11 protein-coding genes and 1 riboswitch are annotated in these 15668 nt (G+C 39.0%); of the genes, 3 read left to right on the top strand and 8 right to left on the bottom strand.

The window, feature by feature from the left end; translation table 11 throughout:
- Positions 1-14: 14 nt before the first annotated feature.
- Together BQ7352_RS07730 and BQ7352_RS07725 are read left to right on the top strand one after the other, a co-directional pair.
- The gene (locus BQ7352_RS07730) at positions 15-1385 is read left to right on the top strand and encodes an MATE family efflux transporter (RefSeq protein ID WP_072448378.1); all 1371 of its coding nucleotides are present in this window, start codon (positions 15-17) and stop codon (positions 1383-1385) included.
- Positions 1378-2211: an AraC family transcriptional regulator gene (locus tag BQ7352_RS07725; protein ID WP_072448376.1), complete on the top strand. Its 834-nt coding sequence runs from the start codon at positions 1378-1380 to the stop codon at positions 2209-2211. Before BQ7352_RS07730 ends, BQ7352_RS07725 begins: the two co-directional genes overlap by 8 nt.
- A 24-nt stretch (positions 2212-2235) precedes the next feature.
- On the opposite strand, the gene gnpA is transcribed toward BQ7352_RS07725, so the two are convergent.
- The 3 genes from gnpA to BQ7352_RS07705 all read right to left on the bottom strand — a co-directional run bounded on the left by gnpA (position 2236) and on the right by BQ7352_RS07705 (position 8005).
- Positions 2236-4401 carry a 1,3-beta-galactosyl-N-acetylhexosamine phosphorylase gene (gnpA, locus tag BQ7352_RS07720; RefSeq protein WP_072448374.1) on the bottom strand — a complete coding sequence of 722 codons (2166 nt, stop codon included), beginning with the start codon at positions 4399-4401 and terminating at the stop codon, positions 2236-2238.
- A 127-nt stretch (positions 4402-4528) separates the two neighbouring features.
- The gene (locus BQ7352_RS07715; protein WP_330390412.1) at positions 4529-6145 is read right to left on the bottom strand and encodes a Na+/H+ antiporter NhaC family protein; all 1617 of its coding nucleotides are present in this window, start codon (positions 6143-6145) and stop codon (positions 4529-4531) included.
- Positions 6146-6247: 102 nt separating this feature from the next.
- Positions 6248-6415, bottom strand: a riboswitch (Lysine riboswitch).
- Positions 6416-6448: 33 nt separating this feature from the next.
- Complete coding sequence (locus BQ7352_RS07705) at positions 6449-8005, bottom strand: LCP family protein (protein WP_072448370.1); 1557 nt, start codon at positions 8003-8005, stop codon at positions 6449-6451.
- 237 nt (positions 8006-8242) lie between these two features.
- Here BQ7352_RS07705 and BQ7352_RS07700 point away from each other — a divergent pair, with 237 nt between their 5' ends.
- The gene (locus tag BQ7352_RS07700) at positions 8243-8839 is read left to right on the top strand and encodes a cytidylate kinase-like family protein (protein WP_072448368.1); all 597 of its coding nucleotides are present in this window, start codon (positions 8243-8245) and stop codon (positions 8837-8839) included.
- 167 nt (positions 8840-9006) lie between these two features.
- Here BQ7352_RS07700 and BQ7352_RS07695 read toward each other — a convergent pair whose 3' ends face one another.
- The 5 genes from BQ7352_RS07695 to BQ7352_RS07675 form a co-directional block, all read right to left on the bottom strand.
- A complete protein-coding gene (locus BQ7352_RS07695) occupies positions 9007-10656 on the bottom strand; it encodes an amino acid ABC transporter ATP-binding/permease protein (RefSeq protein WP_072448366.1) in 1650 nt (549 codons plus the stop codon).
- Entirely contained in the window at positions 10653-12395 is a 1743-nt protein-coding gene (locus BQ7352_RS07690; protein WP_072448364.1) for an ABC transporter ATP-binding protein/permease, read from the bottom strand. Before BQ7352_RS07690 ends, BQ7352_RS07695 begins: the two co-directional genes overlap by 4 nt.
- A gap of 17 nt (positions 12396-12412) precedes the next feature.
- The gene (locus tag BQ7352_RS07685; RefSeq protein WP_072448362.1) at positions 12413-12817 is read right to left on the bottom strand and encodes a YbaN family protein; all 405 of its coding nucleotides are present in this window, start codon (positions 12815-12817) and stop codon (positions 12413-12415) included.
- A 170-nt stretch (positions 12818-12987) separates the two neighbouring features.
- Positions 12988-14904 (bottom strand): FtsX-like permease family protein, encoded by a 1917-nt coding sequence (locus BQ7352_RS07680; protein WP_072448360.1) that lies wholly within the window; start codon positions 14902-14904, stop codon positions 12988-12990.
- Entirely contained in the window at positions 14901-15656 is a 756-nt protein-coding gene (locus BQ7352_RS07675; protein ID WP_072448358.1) for an ABC transporter ATP-binding protein, read from the bottom strand. Before BQ7352_RS07675 ends, BQ7352_RS07680 begins: the two co-directional genes overlap by 4 nt.
- Between the last annotated feature and the right edge of the window lie 12 nt (positions 15657-15668).

The raw sequence follows: 15668 nt of genomic DNA, 5'->3' as shown, positions 1-15668 counted from the left end.
CAGGAAGGAGCATAATGTTGAAGCATAAAATTATACAAGAAGAAAAGTTTCAAATGATGACAACTGCCCCTATTCCCTCACTCATTGGAAAAATGGCAGTTCCTACCATAATCAGTATGCTGATTACTTCTATTTATAATATTGCCGATACCTTTTTTGTATCAAGACTGGGAACCAGCGCCACTGCGTCCGTAGGCATTGTATTCCCTGTCATGGCAATTATACAGGCTCTTGGATTTTTCTTCGGACATGGTTCCGGAAATTCCATCTCCAGAAGGCTGGGAGCTAAAGATACCCAAAGAGCGGAACAACTTGCAGGGATTGGTTTTTTCTCTGCATTTTTATGCGGACTTTGCGTAACTATTTTAGGTCTTCTTTTTTTAGAGCCACTGTCTCTGCTCTTAGGGTCTACCCCTACAATTTTGCCTTATACAAAAGATTATCTGGGTATTATTTTGCTGGGTGCCCCTTATATGACAGCGCAGCTTGTTTTAAATAATCAGCTTCGTTTTCAGGGAAATGCTTTTTACGCCATGATTGGCATTACTGCCGGCGGCATTTTAAATATCTTTCTGGACCCTCTTTTTATTTTCAAATTCAATATGGGAGTTTCCGGAGCTGCTCTGGCAACAATTTTAAGCCAGTTTATCAGTTTCCTTCTGCTCCTTTGGGGAATAAAAATATCAGGATGTATTCCTCTGAAACTAAAATCCATGAAATATTTAAAATCCAATTTAAAAATCATTGCCCAGGGCGGACTTCCTTCTCTGTTTCGTCAGGGATTGGGAAGTATCTCCATTCTGGCTTTAAATCTGGCTGCCAATCCTTATGGAGACGCCGCCATTGCTGCTATGTCCATTGTGTCCCGAATTTCTCAATTTGCTATTTCCGCATTAATTGGCTTTGGACAGGGCTTTCAGCCGGTATGCGGTTTTAATTATGGAGCGAAAAAATTCAGCCGTGTAAGAGAAGCGTTCTGGTTCTGTGTAAAAGTATCTACTGTGGTACTCATTTTTATCAGTATTACAGGTTTTCTTTTCGCAGGTCCTCTCATCTCTGTTTTCCGAAAAAATGACTTACAGGTAATTGCCATTGGTACACTTGCTCTGCGTATGCAGTGTATTGCCCTTCCTCTTTCCGGATGGGTAATTATGAATAACATGATGACTCAGACCATTGGAAAAACATTTAAAGCATCCCTTTTAGCCGCTGCCCGACAGGGAATTTTCTTTGTTCCTGCCGTTCTTCTTCTGCCGCCGCTTTTGGGAATTCTGGGAATACAGCTGGCTCAGCCTGTTGCTGATCTATGCGCTTTTCTTCTGGCTGTTATCATAAACAGAAGTATTATGAGAGAAATGAAAGAGGAGGAGAAAACCTATGAGTAATGTCCGCTATCCTTTCGAGGGTTCTGACTCGGATGTTCTAAAAGCACAACTTCTCTATGTCACCTGCGCCACTTCGGATAAAGACTGGCACAGCATGGAACATTCCCATTATTTCTCTGAGTTGTTCTTTGTGACAAAAGGGACAGGCTGCTTTCAAATTGAGGGAAAACAAATTCCCGTACAGAAAAATGATCTTGTGCTTATTAATCCCAATATTCCACACACAGAATTCGGAAATAAAGAACGTCCCTGGGAATACATTGCTCTGGGTATTGAAGGTGTACAGTTTCAGTATTCAGAAAAAGAAGCCCCTTATAGTTACAGCATATTTCCACTTTCCCGGGAACACACAGAAATCCCCTGGTATTTGAACACTCTGGTAAAAGAAATCAAGACACAGCAGGCTGGTTATCAGACAATATGCCAAAATCTGCTGGAATTGATTTTGCTTTCCATAGCCAGAAGTACACGGCAGGAATTCCTCTCTGCTCCAAAGCAAAAAACCACCAGAGAATGCAGACTGGTAGAACAATACATCAATGAGCACTATCACGAAGACATTACGCTGGATGCCTTAAGCGCTCTTGTACATATTAATAAATACTACCTGGTTCATGCCTTTAAAAACTATAAAGGTGTCTCCCCTATTAACTACTTAATCCAGCGCAGAGTAGAGGAAGCCCGTTACTTACTGGAGTCTACCAACTACTCTGTAACAAAAATAGGTGAAATCAGTGGATTTTCTTCCCAATCCTATTTTTCTCAGACATTTCGCCGAATTACAGGAACAACTCCTAATGCTTATCGTCAAAAAAAGAAGCCGTAATTTCTACGACTTCTTTTTTCTGCCTTAAATTTCGTACCATTTAATTTCGTTTGCTTCCAGATGTAAATCAAAGCTTGTTCCGTCACCTTTGTATACAGTAGTATCCTGTGGTTCGTAAGTATTGTTTACAACACAATATTTGCCATTCTTTACATAAGCATGTACTTCTACATTGTAATTGTCAGAGAACCATCTGTGAAGATTTTCCTCGTCATGAGAAGCCCACATAATTGCTCTGTAAAGAACACGGCTGTTTTCAAAGCTATATGGAAGTCCGCTGATATAAACGCTTCTTCCTTCACCAAATTCATTAACAGCCATCTGCACTTCCTGATCTTTCTGTTTAATAATTGTTGCTTCTGGAAGCGCATAAATTGCTTTCTGTCCTTCACCGAAATCAACATCACCCTTACAGTCTTCAATAATAAAGTGATCATGTTCTTCCCAGTTATATTTATCTGTGTTAAGAGTAAATCCTGTTTCTTTTTCAACACCCATAACACCTGCTAACTGGAAGTAACGTCCTTCATGCTGATATGCTGTAGGTTCGCCTACACCGATAAATCCACCGCCATTGTAGATGAATTTCTTCACTGTTGTTACAACTTTTTCATCTGCCCAGTTGTCTCCGCCTGTGTATGCTGTATATGCACCACCTACGTTTAATACAACATCAATATCATCCAGAATTTCAGGAGTATTTCTGATATCGTCAAAGCTGATGAATTTCACGTCAAACGGAGCGCCGCTTAATGCTTCGATAATTCCTGCATAAGAATAGTTCTGTTTGTAGTAAATTGCATGATGTACCATATGGTTACCCCAAGCGCGCATTTTACCCCAGCTGTTTAAAACAGCAACTTTCTTCATGCAGTATGGAGTTGTACCTTTGATATTTTCGTATAATGTTCTGAATTCGTTACATACGCTTTCTACATAATCAATGAATTCAGGGAATTCCATAGCCAGTTTCAAATATCCGCCATAGCCGATACGGTCGATTGGGCTTCTTAAAATCGCACGTCTTGCTGTTACCCAGTTTACTTTTGCTTCTTTTACAGGGTCTCCACCTTCATGGAACGTATCCGGGAAGAAATATGGAAGGAAACGTCCCTCTGTATATTTTACTCCCTTGATATCACTGATAAGACGTAAAGTAGAACCATTTCCTACACTTCCTACTACTGCATCAAGGCCAATGCTCTTAAATTCGTCCATAAATGGCTCCATGCCAATCCAGTGGTCGCCTAAGAACATCATAGCTTCTTTGCCGCATTCATGAGTGATGTCAACCATCTCTTTTGCAAGTTTGGCAACTTCTCTTCTCTGGAATGCCTGGAAATCTTTAAATTCCTTAGATGGAATTCTGTATGTGTTATTCATATAACCTTGGTCGATAATAAATTCCGGTCTGAATTTATATCCTACTTCCTGCTCAAACTGTTCCAGAATATATGGACTTACAGAAGCAGAATATCCGTACCAGTCTACATATTTTTCTCTTGCCAGCTCATCGAAAATCAGTGTGAACTGATGGAAGAATGTTGTATAACGAATAACATCTACATGTGGATTGTCTTCAATGAATTTACGAAGACGTTTCATGGAATATTCTTTTGTTTTTGGCTGACGAACATCAAATGTAATCTGTTTTTCAAAGTTTGTCCAGCCATTTGTAACTGCATTGTACATGTGTACCGGGTCCCACATAATGTAAGCTAAGAAGCTGACTGTATAATCATGGAATGCTTTTGCATCATGAATAGTTACATCCCCTGTTTCTTCGCTGTAATCCCACTGTGTTACAGGCACTACTTCTCCTGTTGTTCTGTCAATCACTTCCCACCAGCGTGTAATATCGTCATGAGAATTTACTTTCAGCATATCAGGATAAAGATGGTTCATCAGATGAATGGATAATTCACCATCTACTGCTGTATAGAATGGTGTCATAATGTACATCTGCTGAATTTCATCCGGATTTGCTTTTGCCCATTCGTTGTCTTTTCTTGTTGTATAATAAGTGGAATATACTTTTGCATCTACATTTTTTAATTCTTCCGGATAATCTGTTCCGTCACAGTCACGAATTGCATCTGCTCCCCATCTTTTTACCAGTTCCAGAGTTTCCGGTACCACATCCACATCTGTTGGAATGGTTACACGACCTTTAAAATTTGTTTCGCTCATCTTTTCTCCTTTCGCATTTTCAAAGCATTTATTTATACTTTAAGAATATACAATATTCCACAAAATTTCTATGCGCATATTGCGAAAAACTTTATATATATTGCTGTTTTTCTAATTTTAATATCAATTATTTGTTTTTGCCTTTGTGATTATATTTAATAATGCTTAAAACACAAAGTATCATAATAATTCCCGCCGGAAGGGCAATCCATGCTGTCTGTGTAAAGCCTGCAATAATATAAGTAACAAAACTTACACCGGCTACTGTCACCGCATAAGGAAGCTGTGTAGAAACGTGATTTACGTGGTTACACTGAGCACCTGCTGACGCCATAATAGTTGTATCAGAAATCGGTGAACAATGGTCTCCGCATACAGCGCCTGCCATACATGCAGAGATAGAAATAATCATCAACTGTGGATTGCTTTCTCCGAACACAGCCACAACAATCGGAATTAAAATACCGAAAGTTCCCCATGAAGTTCCTGTTGCAAATGCCAGCAGACAGCCTACAATAAAGATAATCGCCGGAAGGAAATTCATCAATCCTCCTGCTACACTTTCCATGGCTGTTGCCACGAAAACATCTGCTCCCAGACTGTCTGTCATCGCCTTTAATGTCCATGCAAAAGTTAAAATTAAAATTGCAGGCACCATTGCTTTAAATCCGTCCGGAAGGCAGTCCATACAGTCTCTGAAAGATAACACACGTCTTGCAACATAAAAAATCACCGTAAGCAGGAAAGCAAATACACTTCCGATAGATAACGCTAATGAAGCATCACTTTTGGAAAACGCTGTTACAAAATCCGTTCCACTGAAAAATCCCCCAGTGTAAATCATACCGATAATACAACAAACAATCAGAACCAGAATAGGCACTACCAAATCAATTACTTTTCCTCTTGGATTTGGTTTTTTCTCTGAAACTTCTTCATCCACTCGCTTTCCTGTTGTATAAATATCTCCCTTTAAAGCGTTTGCTTCATGGATTGCCATAGAACCGAAATCCACTCTCATCAGTACCAGACCAAACATCATAACAATGGTAAGAAGCGCATAGAAGTTATACGGAATTGCTCTCATGAAAATTGCCAGACCGTCTTCCCCTTCCACAAATCCGCTGACTGCGGCTGCCCATGAAGAAATAGGAGCAATGATACAAATCGGAGCTGCTGTGGAGTCAATTAAATATGCAAATTTTGCTTTTGAAACATTGTGCTTGTCTGTAATAGGCTTCATAACGCTTCCTACCGTCAGACAGTTAAAATAATCATCTACGAAAATCAGCATACCCAGTAAAATCGTTGCAATCTGTGCGCCGACTCTTGTTTTAATATGGGTGCTTGCCCACTTGCCGAAAGCCGCTGAACCGCCAGCATGGTTCATCATGCACACCATCGTTCCCAAAATCACTAAAAAGATTAAAATACCTACATTGTAAGAGTCGGAAAGGACCTTAATAAAGCCACCTTCCAAAATATTGTTTACTGTTTTCTCAAATCCAAAATCTGCTGAGAATAAAGCTCCTACTAAAATACCGATAAATAAAGAGCTGTAAACCTCTTTTGTAATCAATGCCAAAACAATGGCTACAACAGGAGGTACTAAAGACCAAAAAGTAGCATACATCTGCGGTTTTGGCGCTTCCGTCTCACCTCCGGCAAATACAGTGACTGCAAAGGTCATCATAAGCAGCATAAAAATTGCCATACCGGTAAAAAGTTTTCTTTTCTTTGTCATAATCAATTTTCCTTTCTTTGTTTTAATGTATAAAAAAACCATGAACGATACTCCCTGCTGGGAACGCATTCATGGTTTTACCGAAATCTATTGAGTATGACCAATGATGATAGCGCTCCACTTGTCGTGACAGTACATGATATCTTATACCATGTCCCAGCAGGAAAATCTCGGGCAGATTTTCCCACTTCGGCAGCTTCCCCTTTCCCCTCCTGCGGCTGCCCTGCCTTGCAAAAGGGTACTCTTGAAACCTGCACCTCTATCATAATATCGTTCCTGACTTTCGTCAGTTGTGTTTTTTTCTTATTCTACTGCTTCCCCTGTTTCATTTGGCGTGTCGCTTGGAAGCATTTCACCGTTTTCCACCTTGTCCATCAGCACTTTAATGTTCGCAACCGAAGTTTCATCCGGAATTGTAACATACAAAGCAGTACCCGGTGCAGAGTAACAAAATGCCTGATCCCCTGTACCCTCTGCTGCAACAGATTTAATCGTCCATTCTCCGCCATTGTCAATCTGACTTTGAATTAATCTTTGTATCTGTTCCATAGACATATTGGTTTCTACGCTGTTGCTTACTTCGGAAATCATCTTTGGCGCTTTTACCAGCATTTCCGGAGTAATCATTTTCTTAAACATGGCCTGAATAACAGCCATCTGGTCCTTACCTCTCTGGTTGTCTCCGCCCGGAACATTATAACGTTCTCTGGCAAAAGAAAGCGCCTGTGCACCGTTAAAGTGATTGATGCCCTTCTTTACATCCATAATCTCACCACCGGCGCCGCTTGTGGTAAATTCAAATTCTGACTCTACATCTACGCCGCCCATTAAGTCAACCATCGTAATCAAAGAAGTAAAGTTTACTCTTGTATAAAACGGAATTTCAATATCATATAATTCTTCTAAAGCCGCCATGGACTTATCTACGCCGTAAATACCCGCATGTGTCAGCTTATCCTTTTTCTCACCTGACACCTCAGGAATTGTTACATAGAAGTCTCTCGGTGTATTGGTAAGCAAAATCTGCTTTGTCTCAGGATTGACGGTTGCAATAATATTTACATCACTTCTGCTCTTTGAAGAAATCGGTCCATAGACGTCAATACCGCTGATAAACATACTGAACGGTTCATCTTTTACGTTTACGTCAGGAGAAACTCCCTGTGTCATGCTGTCGCTCTTACTTTCAATGCTATACTGTGCAATGACTTTTACTTTGCTGTTATAATTCTCATTTACTTCTTCAATAATTCCGCTGAAGCTTTCATCATACACAATGGCATCTACAGCTTCGCTTAACAGCCCTGCCACCTGATCGTTTAAGGTATCGAATTCCTTTGTCAAAACCTCTTTTCCTGCATCGGCATTGACCTTTTTCATTGCCTCTGCCATTTCGCTGTCATCTTCTATTGACTGGACACCATAAACATAATCCTTGGTATCCCATACCTTTTCTGCATCATCGTCTTTTCTGACTACTACCAGAACACTATGTACCTGTTTTCCCAGAGTATCACCACTGATGTCCTTAATTGCATCATGTGTCTGATACATATATACAGAACCGAATATCAAAACAGCTGACATCAGAACACTGACAATTTTACTGACAATTGCTTTTCCCCTGGTTACAATCTGCATGGTAAAAAGCAATGCTGCAAAAACAAGAAGTAACGCTGCAAACCCCACTACATACTTGGCAGGAATCATTCCCAATCTCCATGTAAAGCCGATAAAAATAAGCGTCGCAAGAATTTGAATTCCAACCAAAATTTCACCGGCTATACGAAAGGCTTTTCGAATGCGCTTTTTCTTTCGCTTTGCCGAGCTCATCTTTTTTTTGCTATTTGTATTCTCCATATTCTATTCTCCTTTATACTGCCATCTCCAAAATGACATTACCTAACTTAATATAATATAAATCCCTAAAAAAAGCAACCTTCTAGCCCTTAGAAAGACGATTTTTTGCCGAAAAACACAATTTAAGTCTTTATCCTTCTAAATATATTTCTTACATTTTATCATTTTTTCTGGAATTTTCGGACTATTAGTGCTATAATTTATTATATAAAGTGATTGTTAAAAGGAGGGTTTCGTATGAGTCATCGTATTATTACTATCAATCGTATGTATGGAAGCGGCGGACGTTTACTCGGAAAAGCACTGGCAAATAAGCTGGGAATTCATTTCTATGATCACGAACTTATTCGCCTTGCAAGTGAAGAAAATGACATTCCATATGAAGAACTGCTGAAAGTAGATGAGAAAAAAGCTAATCAGTGGAGGCTTCCTATCAATGAGCAGATGCAGATGCAGCCACAGTATCATTTTCACCCTATGAATGATGTTCTTTTTGAGACAGAGTCCAAAATTATTGAGCGTCTGGGCAAAACAGAAGACTGCATTATTGTAGGACGCTGTGCTAATTATATACTGGGTGATGATTGTCTGAGTCTTTTCGTATACGCCCCTTATGAATATCGTGTAAAAGCAGTTATGGAACGCTTAGGCAGAGAAGAAAAGAGCGCTCGTGCCCTTGTAAAGAAGATGGACAAAACACGTAAATCTTACTACGAATTTTTCACTGACCAGAAGTGGAACAATCTGGACAATTACCAGCTTTGCATTGACACCAGCCGTTTTTCTCAGGATTTTCTGGTCAATATGCTGGCAGAGGTTTATCAGACCTTGTAAAAATTAAATTTTCTTTATCAATGAAAGAAACTGTCTCAAGAAAATCTATACATTTTGCGCTCAGTCTACGCTCACTTTGAGCTTGTAATCTCAAAGCGTGCTCGACAAATCCGCTAAAAATGTATAGATTTTCTGATTATCACTTAATATGATAGCTTTTTGCTTTTTTAAGAAATCCTTCCGTTCTCCATCTCATACACTTCATCTGCAATCTTCATGGTAGACTGTCTGTGTGATACTAAAACCACTGTTTTTTCTGCACATTCTTCTTTCAACGCTTTTAATATCATTCCTTCATTCAGAGAGTCTAAATTGCTGGTAGGCTCGTCCAACATAAGAAAGGTCGCCTGATGAAGAAATGCTCTGGCAATCCCAATCCTCTGACGTTCCCCACCGGAAAGTGTATCACCCAACTCTCCCACCTGGGTATCATAGCCCTCTGGAAGCTTTTCAATAAAGCTATGAAGAGCTGCTTTTTTCGCTGCCTCCATAACTTCCTCTCTGGAAGCCTCCGGTTTCGCAATCTTAATATTATTTGCTATGGTATCATGAAATAAATATGTTTCCTGTGTTACATAAGCTTCCATATCACGCAGATTTTTTGTATTGATGTCCTTTACATTTGTTCCTGAAATATTTACTGTTCCTTTGTCTGTATCCCAAAAACGCATAAACAGTTTTAAAAGTGTAGACTTTCCTGAACCACTTTTTCCGTGAATACCAATAATTTTTCCTTTTGGCAGAGAAATACTGTAATCTTTTAAAATCACCTCATCTTCGTAAGAAAATGTTACATGCTCACAAGAAGCATTTTCAAAGCTTACTTCTTTCTTTCCGAAAACTTCTTCCACCTTAGGCGCTTCTTCTAAAATGGACAACACACGTTCTCCGCTTGCCAACGTCTGATTTAAATTATTAGAAAGATTGGAAAGCGCCACAACCGGACCGAAAGAACCCATCATGGAGATGGTACAGAGAACTACTGCATCCATGCTCATCTGTTGATTTTTATAAAGAGCCAATGTAAAAAATAACATTCCAAAGGAGCTGAGTAAAATCAGCAGATTCGTCAGTGCTCTTGTATTTCCTTCCATGCGATTTAACTCTTTTTGTTTTTTCAGTAGCTCCACTGATTTTTTAGACATTTCCTGTTTTCTTCTTTCTTCCTGCCCATACTGTATGGTTTCTTCCAACCCTCTGAGAGAATTTAATACATAACTGTTTAATTCTCCGATACCGGAGCGAAATTCCATTCCCGTGGAAGCACTTTTCCTTCCATTCCATAACGGTACGCCCACACCTACCAAAAGATAAGAAACAAGCGCCCAGATACCGGCGTAAATATGATATCTTCCGATAAAAAATACCATAATGAGAGAAGTGAAAAATGCAATGGCAATAGGTGAAATTGTATGAGCATAGAAAACTTCTAAAAGCTCAATGTCGTTGGTAATAATAGAAATCAGATTTCCTTTGTCTCTGCCTTCTAGTTTTGCCGGACACAGCTTCCTGAGGGCAGCAAATACCTTGTGACGGATAATCGCCAATAATTTAAAAGCTATATAATGGTTGCATGCCTGCTCTGCATAATGGAGAATACCCCTTAAAACCGCAAAAGCAATTAAAATCTTAATATGGATTGTCACAATCGCCGGCGTATCAAAATACATCAGAGCAGTTCCTGCTAAAATCGTAAGAAAAATAGCACATAAAAAACCTGCTACGCCCAAGAAAATTGCTGCCAGCATGACATGCAAAAGTGGTACAATAAGCCCGATAAGCTGTCCCATTACTTTCATTCCGCTTCTTCTTTTCATGCTGATGCCTCCTGTTCTAATCCATAATTTTCCAGATTTTTTTGTGTCGTATACATTTCCTTATATACTTCTTGCTGTTCCATTAATTCTTTATGTGTTCCTGTTTCCACAATTTTGCCCTCTCTCAGCACATAGATACAGTGAGATTTTTTTACATTTGCAAGTCTGTGGGAAATCAGAAGCACTGTTTTTGTTTCTGCTAATTGACGGATTACATCCATAATAATTTCTTCACTTTCCACATCAATATTTGATGCCGCTTCATCAAAAATATACATTTCTGTGTCATGAAGCAGCGCTCTGGCAATACAAAGTCTCTGGCACTGTCCTCCTGAAAAATTACTTCCTTTTTCTGCTAATTTTGTTTCAAGACCTTCCTTACCTTTCAAAAACTCCCATAAGTTTACTTTTTTTAATGCTTCTGTCATTTGTTCCTGTGTGGCATTGGGATTTCCCATAAGAAGGTTTTCCTCTACTGTTCCTTTAAACAGATAACTGTTGTGTCTTACTAAAGTAACATGCTCCATTAAGCTCTTTTCTTTTATCTTCTTTAAATCCATGCCTCCCAGCAAAATGCGTCCCTCATACTGTCTGTTTCTTCCCAAAATCAAAGAAGCAACTGTGCTTTTTCCGCACCCTGACTCTCCTACCAGAGAAACGAATTGTCCCTTTGAAATATGGAAGCTCACATTTTTTAAAATCGGACGTTCTTTTTCGTAGGAAAAGCTCACCTTTTCAAATGTGATGTCTAAGTTCTCTCCCGAAGCTTCTTCTGTTCCCTGTTCTCTTTCCGGCATATCCAACAGTCGGAAAATTTTATCACTGGCTACCATCCCATTCATTGCAATGTGAAAGAAAGACCCCAGCAGACGCAGAGGAATAAAAAATTCTGATGCTAACAGTAAAATAGCAAAGGCTCCTGCAAAGCCTAAGCTTCCATTTATATATTCTCGAACCACAACAATCATTCCAACAGCAGCGCCTCCGTAAGCTACCAAATCCATAACACTAATGGAATTTAACTGCATCGTCAGCACTTTCATGGTAATGCGTCTGAATTTTTCTGCTTCTTCGTCCATTTCCTGTGCTTTTCTTTCATCGGACTGATAAATTTTCAAAGTTGTAAGTCCCTGTAAATTTTCCAGAAAACTGTCACCTAATTCGGTATAGCTGCCCCAATATTTTTTCAAAAGTCTTTTGGCAAATTTCTGTACCGCCACAATGGAAATGGGAATAAGAGGCACACAAATCAGCAGCACCAGACTGGCTTTCCAACTAATAAAAGAAAGCACTGCAAACAAAGTAATTGGCGCTAACAGGCTGTAAAAAAACTGCGGCAAATATCTTCCAAAATACGTTTCCAGCTGCTCCACACCTTCCACAGAAAGCTGCACCACCTCAGAAGTAGAAATCTGTTCTTTATAAGATGAGCCGAGGCGTACCAGTTTTTCATATATCTTTTCACGCAAAACTCTTTTTACGTCAGAGCTTGCCAGAAACGAATCCTCTGCTGCTTTCTTGTCGCTTATCATTCTAAGGAAAATAACACTTACGCATATCATCCCCGTCAGAAAAAGCTGTCTGCCGGTTATACTACCAAATATGGCAGTATTCAAAAGCTGTCCTATGGCTAAAATTGCCACTATCTGTGCCAATAATCCCAGCCACTGCCAAAGTACATTTTGAACAATATATTTTTTAGACTCTTTTAGAAGTCCGATTAGTCTTTTTTTAATCATCTTCTGCCCTCTTTTCCCTAATTAAAATTTTCTCCTGCTGTACAGGTTTTCTCTGCTGTCTTTATTCCCAAAGTAAAGTAAAGAATGTGAAACATCCAGACTGCTGCTAAAATCATTCTGCCAACAGGCACTTGTTCCATCATGATAAAGCCAATTCCCATAAAAATCGTCATAGAAATCATAACCGTAAGTTTGGCTTTTCTTGTCATTTCTTTTTTATCCATAAAGGGCTCTAAATGTTTTTGATACAACGAAGTCTGTCGAAACCAGTTTTCCAGTTTTCCTGACCCTTTTGTAAAACAACACAATGCTGCCATCAAAAAGGGAACTGTAGGCAAAATCGGCAAAATAACACCAACAGCTCCTGCCCCCATCATTAAAAATCCAATTCCTATCCACAATCCACGTTTTGTTTTTCTCATGATTTCCTCCGCACGATATTAGTTAGTTTAGACTTACTCTCATTCAAAAAAAGAGGCTGTCGTATTAAACAGCATTTAAATTATGCACTTAATGCGACAACCGCCCTTCAGTTAGCCATGAATAACTTATATCATATTGTACTTTCTTTGTCAACAATTATCTTTATTTTTTATGAAGTTAAGGACAGCTTTTTCCTTGCCGTATAAACAGATATTACACAAATCACCGTAAATACCAAAAGAATAATTCCCATGCTCCAGATGTTTACCATGAGTAAATTTTCTCTCATAACATTTCCCAGTGCTTTTACGGAAAAATAGGATGTAATTGTCATGAGAATAAAAGGACAATAATAAGTAAAACAAATTTCATTTCGTACAGATTTTCTCAGACTTTTCTTTTGAATTCCCATTTTCTCCAAAATTTTGTATCGTTCTTTATCCTCATATACCTCATTGCCGATTTTCAAAAAGATAATACTTCCTGCTGCCAGTACAAGGGTTACAAACATAAAGATGCAAAGGGAATACATGACTCTTATCCAACTGTCCTGCCTTCCGTCTATCTGTGTATAATTTACGCCTGTAAATGCCTGTCCGTCCTCACTGCTTTGTGCCAGTGTATTCAGATATGATTTGGACGCCTCCATATTTTTCATATCCTGAATTCTGTAATTATAAAAATATGTGACGCTTCCTAAACTCTTCAAATTTTCAAAAGTTTTGTCGCTGAGAATAAAAATCTTCGTATTATTTTGCAATGCTCCAAAATAAGGCGTATTATCGGATTTTATCACGTCATACGTTTCACTTCCGATTTTTTGCTCGTAGTTTTCAATCGCACCACCTGATATATCCATCAGGACTTCATGAGAAAGCTCGATTGCCTGATTGTCCTTCAGCTCTTTATAAGCAAAAGGAAGTCCCGCTTTCTTCGCCGCTTGTTTCACATCTGAAAAAGCTACCAATCCATAAGCTGTATAAGTATATTTGCTGTGAACCACAGAAGGCTCTACCATAGCCACCTGCATTTCATTCCAGAATTTCACCTTATTCTCCTGCTCAATTCCCTTGGCAATTTCTTCTCCGTTTTTTTCTTCACTGCTTAATACCTGATAAGTATAAGTCTGGTCAAAATGTGTAAGCTTTTCATAGCGCTGTTTCATTGCTATGGAAATTGCCATGACAGTCACAGAGCAAATCATCAGCACCGTTACCATTGCATACGTTCTATAATTTTTTTTCATACGAAACGCCAGATTATTTACCCATAAAGTACGCTCTTTCTTATACAAATAATATTTGTTTCCGGAAAGCTTGCGAAGTATGGCAGGAATAAGACCGGAAAACAAAAGGTAAACCCCTACAATTACCAGAACAACAGCCCCTAAAGCATTTCCTAAAGAATTGAGATCTCCTGTATCCCACGCCAAATAATATCCAAAAAGCAGAATACCCACACCACCTGCAATTTTCAGAAATGTAATGATCCACTTTTCTTTCTGCATTTCCTGCTGTTTTGCACCGGAAAGCAAATTTAAGACACTGCTGGTCTTTAAAGTATGGTAGCTTTTTAAGGTCATCAGACCATAAATAACAAGAAACATTCCTGCTGTAATCAGTATCGCTTCCCATGAAAAAAAGAACTTAATGTCTACGCTGATGTCAGACAGCTTTAAAAGAAGCATTTGAAACAGCTTGGAAAACAAGACGCCTGTTCCAATCCCTGCAAGCAGTGAGAACAACCCGATAAATACCGACTCCAGCATATACATTTTTCCTATTCTTACATTATCCAGCCCCATAAAAATGTAAATTCCGATTTCCTTTTTCCTTTGGTTCAGAAAGACATTGGAAGCATACCAGATAAAGAAAAATAAAAATACACCGAATACTACGGATGCAGCCTGAACAATAATGTCAATATACTCTTTATTATAATTTTCCAGAACATCCATAGAGTCAGAATAAATAACACTTTGGAAATTAAAAAATACAAAAATTGAAAAAGTAAGGGAAAGAATTAACATTCCGTACTCCCTGACACTGCGTTTAAAGTTGGAAAAGGACAGAGATAAGAGCTTCATTCTCCCTCACCTCCCATGACTGCCAGCATCGTCATAATTTCCTCAAAAAATGCTTTTCTGCTGTCTTTTTGCGTCAGGCGGCTGTGAATTTTTCCGTCTTTTAAAAAGTATACCTGCTTTGCATAGCTTGCCGTATAACCGTCGTGAGTTACCATTAAAATCGTGGCATTTTCCTGCTCATTGGCATTTTTCAGACACCCTAATAAATCCTTTCCGGACTTGCTGTCCAGCGCTCCCGTAGGTTCATCTGCAAACAAAATACGTGGTTTTGTAATCAACGCTCTGGCGCTGGCAGCTCTTTGCTTTTGTCCTCCGGAAAGCTGATAAGGGTACTTTCTTAAATGAGACTCCAGTCCAAAATCCACGGCTCTTGCCTGCACCTTTCTGATAATTTCTCTTTGCGGCGCTCCGTTTAAGGAGAGAGGAAGGGCAATGTTATCCTGCACTGTCATATTATCCAGCAGATTATATTCCTGAAAAATAAATCCGATTTTATCTCGTCTTACTAAAGAAAGCTCCTTGTTGCTTAAAGCCGTAATATCCTGCCCTTCTAAAAGAATTTTCCCTGATGAAGGCTTATCTAAGGTAGACAGCATATTTAAAAATGTAGTTTTTCCTGCCCCACTTGGTCCCATAATGGCAATAAAATCACCCTCGTAAATGTCCATGCTGATGTCTTTCAGCACAGCAGTTTCATATCCTTTTTTTCCGTAATTCTTGGAAAGATTTCTGACTTCTAAAACTTTTTTCATGATACTTACCTC

Origin of the sequence: Blautia sp. Marseille-P3201T, assembly GCF_900120295.1 — a bacterium.
Taxonomy (GTDB): domain Bacteria; phylum Bacillota; class Clostridia; order Lachnospirales; family Lachnospiraceae; genus Blautia.
Note: the sequence above shows the minus strand (reverse complement) of the source record. Positions and strands in the feature narration are given on the sequence as shown.

Coding starts and splice junctions, on each gene's coding strand:
- BQ7352_RS07700 (WP_072448368.1), top strand. CDS start 8,243: ATGAGTCATCGTATTATTACTATCAATCGTATGTATGGAAGCGGCGGA.
- BQ7352_RS07730 (WP_072448378.1), top strand. CDS start 15: ATGTTGAAGCATAAAATTATACAAGAAGAAAAGTTTCAAATGATGACA.
- BQ7352_RS07705 (WP_072448370.1), bottom strand. CDS start 8,005: ATGGAGAATACAAATAGCAAAAAAAAGATGAGCTCGGCAAAGCGAAAG.
- BQ7352_RS07715 (WP_330390412.1), bottom strand. CDS start 6,145: ATGACAAAGAAAAGAAAACTTTTTACCGGTATGGCAATTTTTATGCTG.
- gnpA (WP_072448374.1), bottom strand. CDS start 4,401: ATGAGCGAAACAAATTTTAAAGGTCGTGTAACCATTCCAACAGATGTG.
- BQ7352_RS07685 (WP_072448362.1), bottom strand. CDS start 12,817: ATGAGAAAAACAAAACGTGGATTGTGGATAGGAATTGGATTTTTAATG.
- BQ7352_RS07690 (WP_072448364.1), bottom strand. CDS start 12,395: ATGATTAAAAAAAGACTAATCGGACTTCTAAAAGAGTCTAAAAAATAT.
- BQ7352_RS07675 (WP_072448358.1), bottom strand. CDS start 15,656: ATGAAAAAAGTTTTAGAAGTCAGAAATCTTTCCAAGAATTACGGAAAA.
- BQ7352_RS07695 (WP_072448366.1), bottom strand. CDS start 10,656: ATGAAAAGAAGAAGCGGAATGAAAGTAATGGGACAGCTTATCGGGCTT.
- BQ7352_RS07680 (WP_072448360.1), bottom strand. CDS start 14,904: ATGAAGCTCTTATCTCTGTCCTTTTCCAACTTTAAACGCAGTGTCAGG.
- BQ7352_RS07725 (WP_072448376.1), top strand. CDS start 1,378: ATGAGTAATGTCCGCTATCCTTTCGAGGGTTCTGACTCGGATGTTCTA.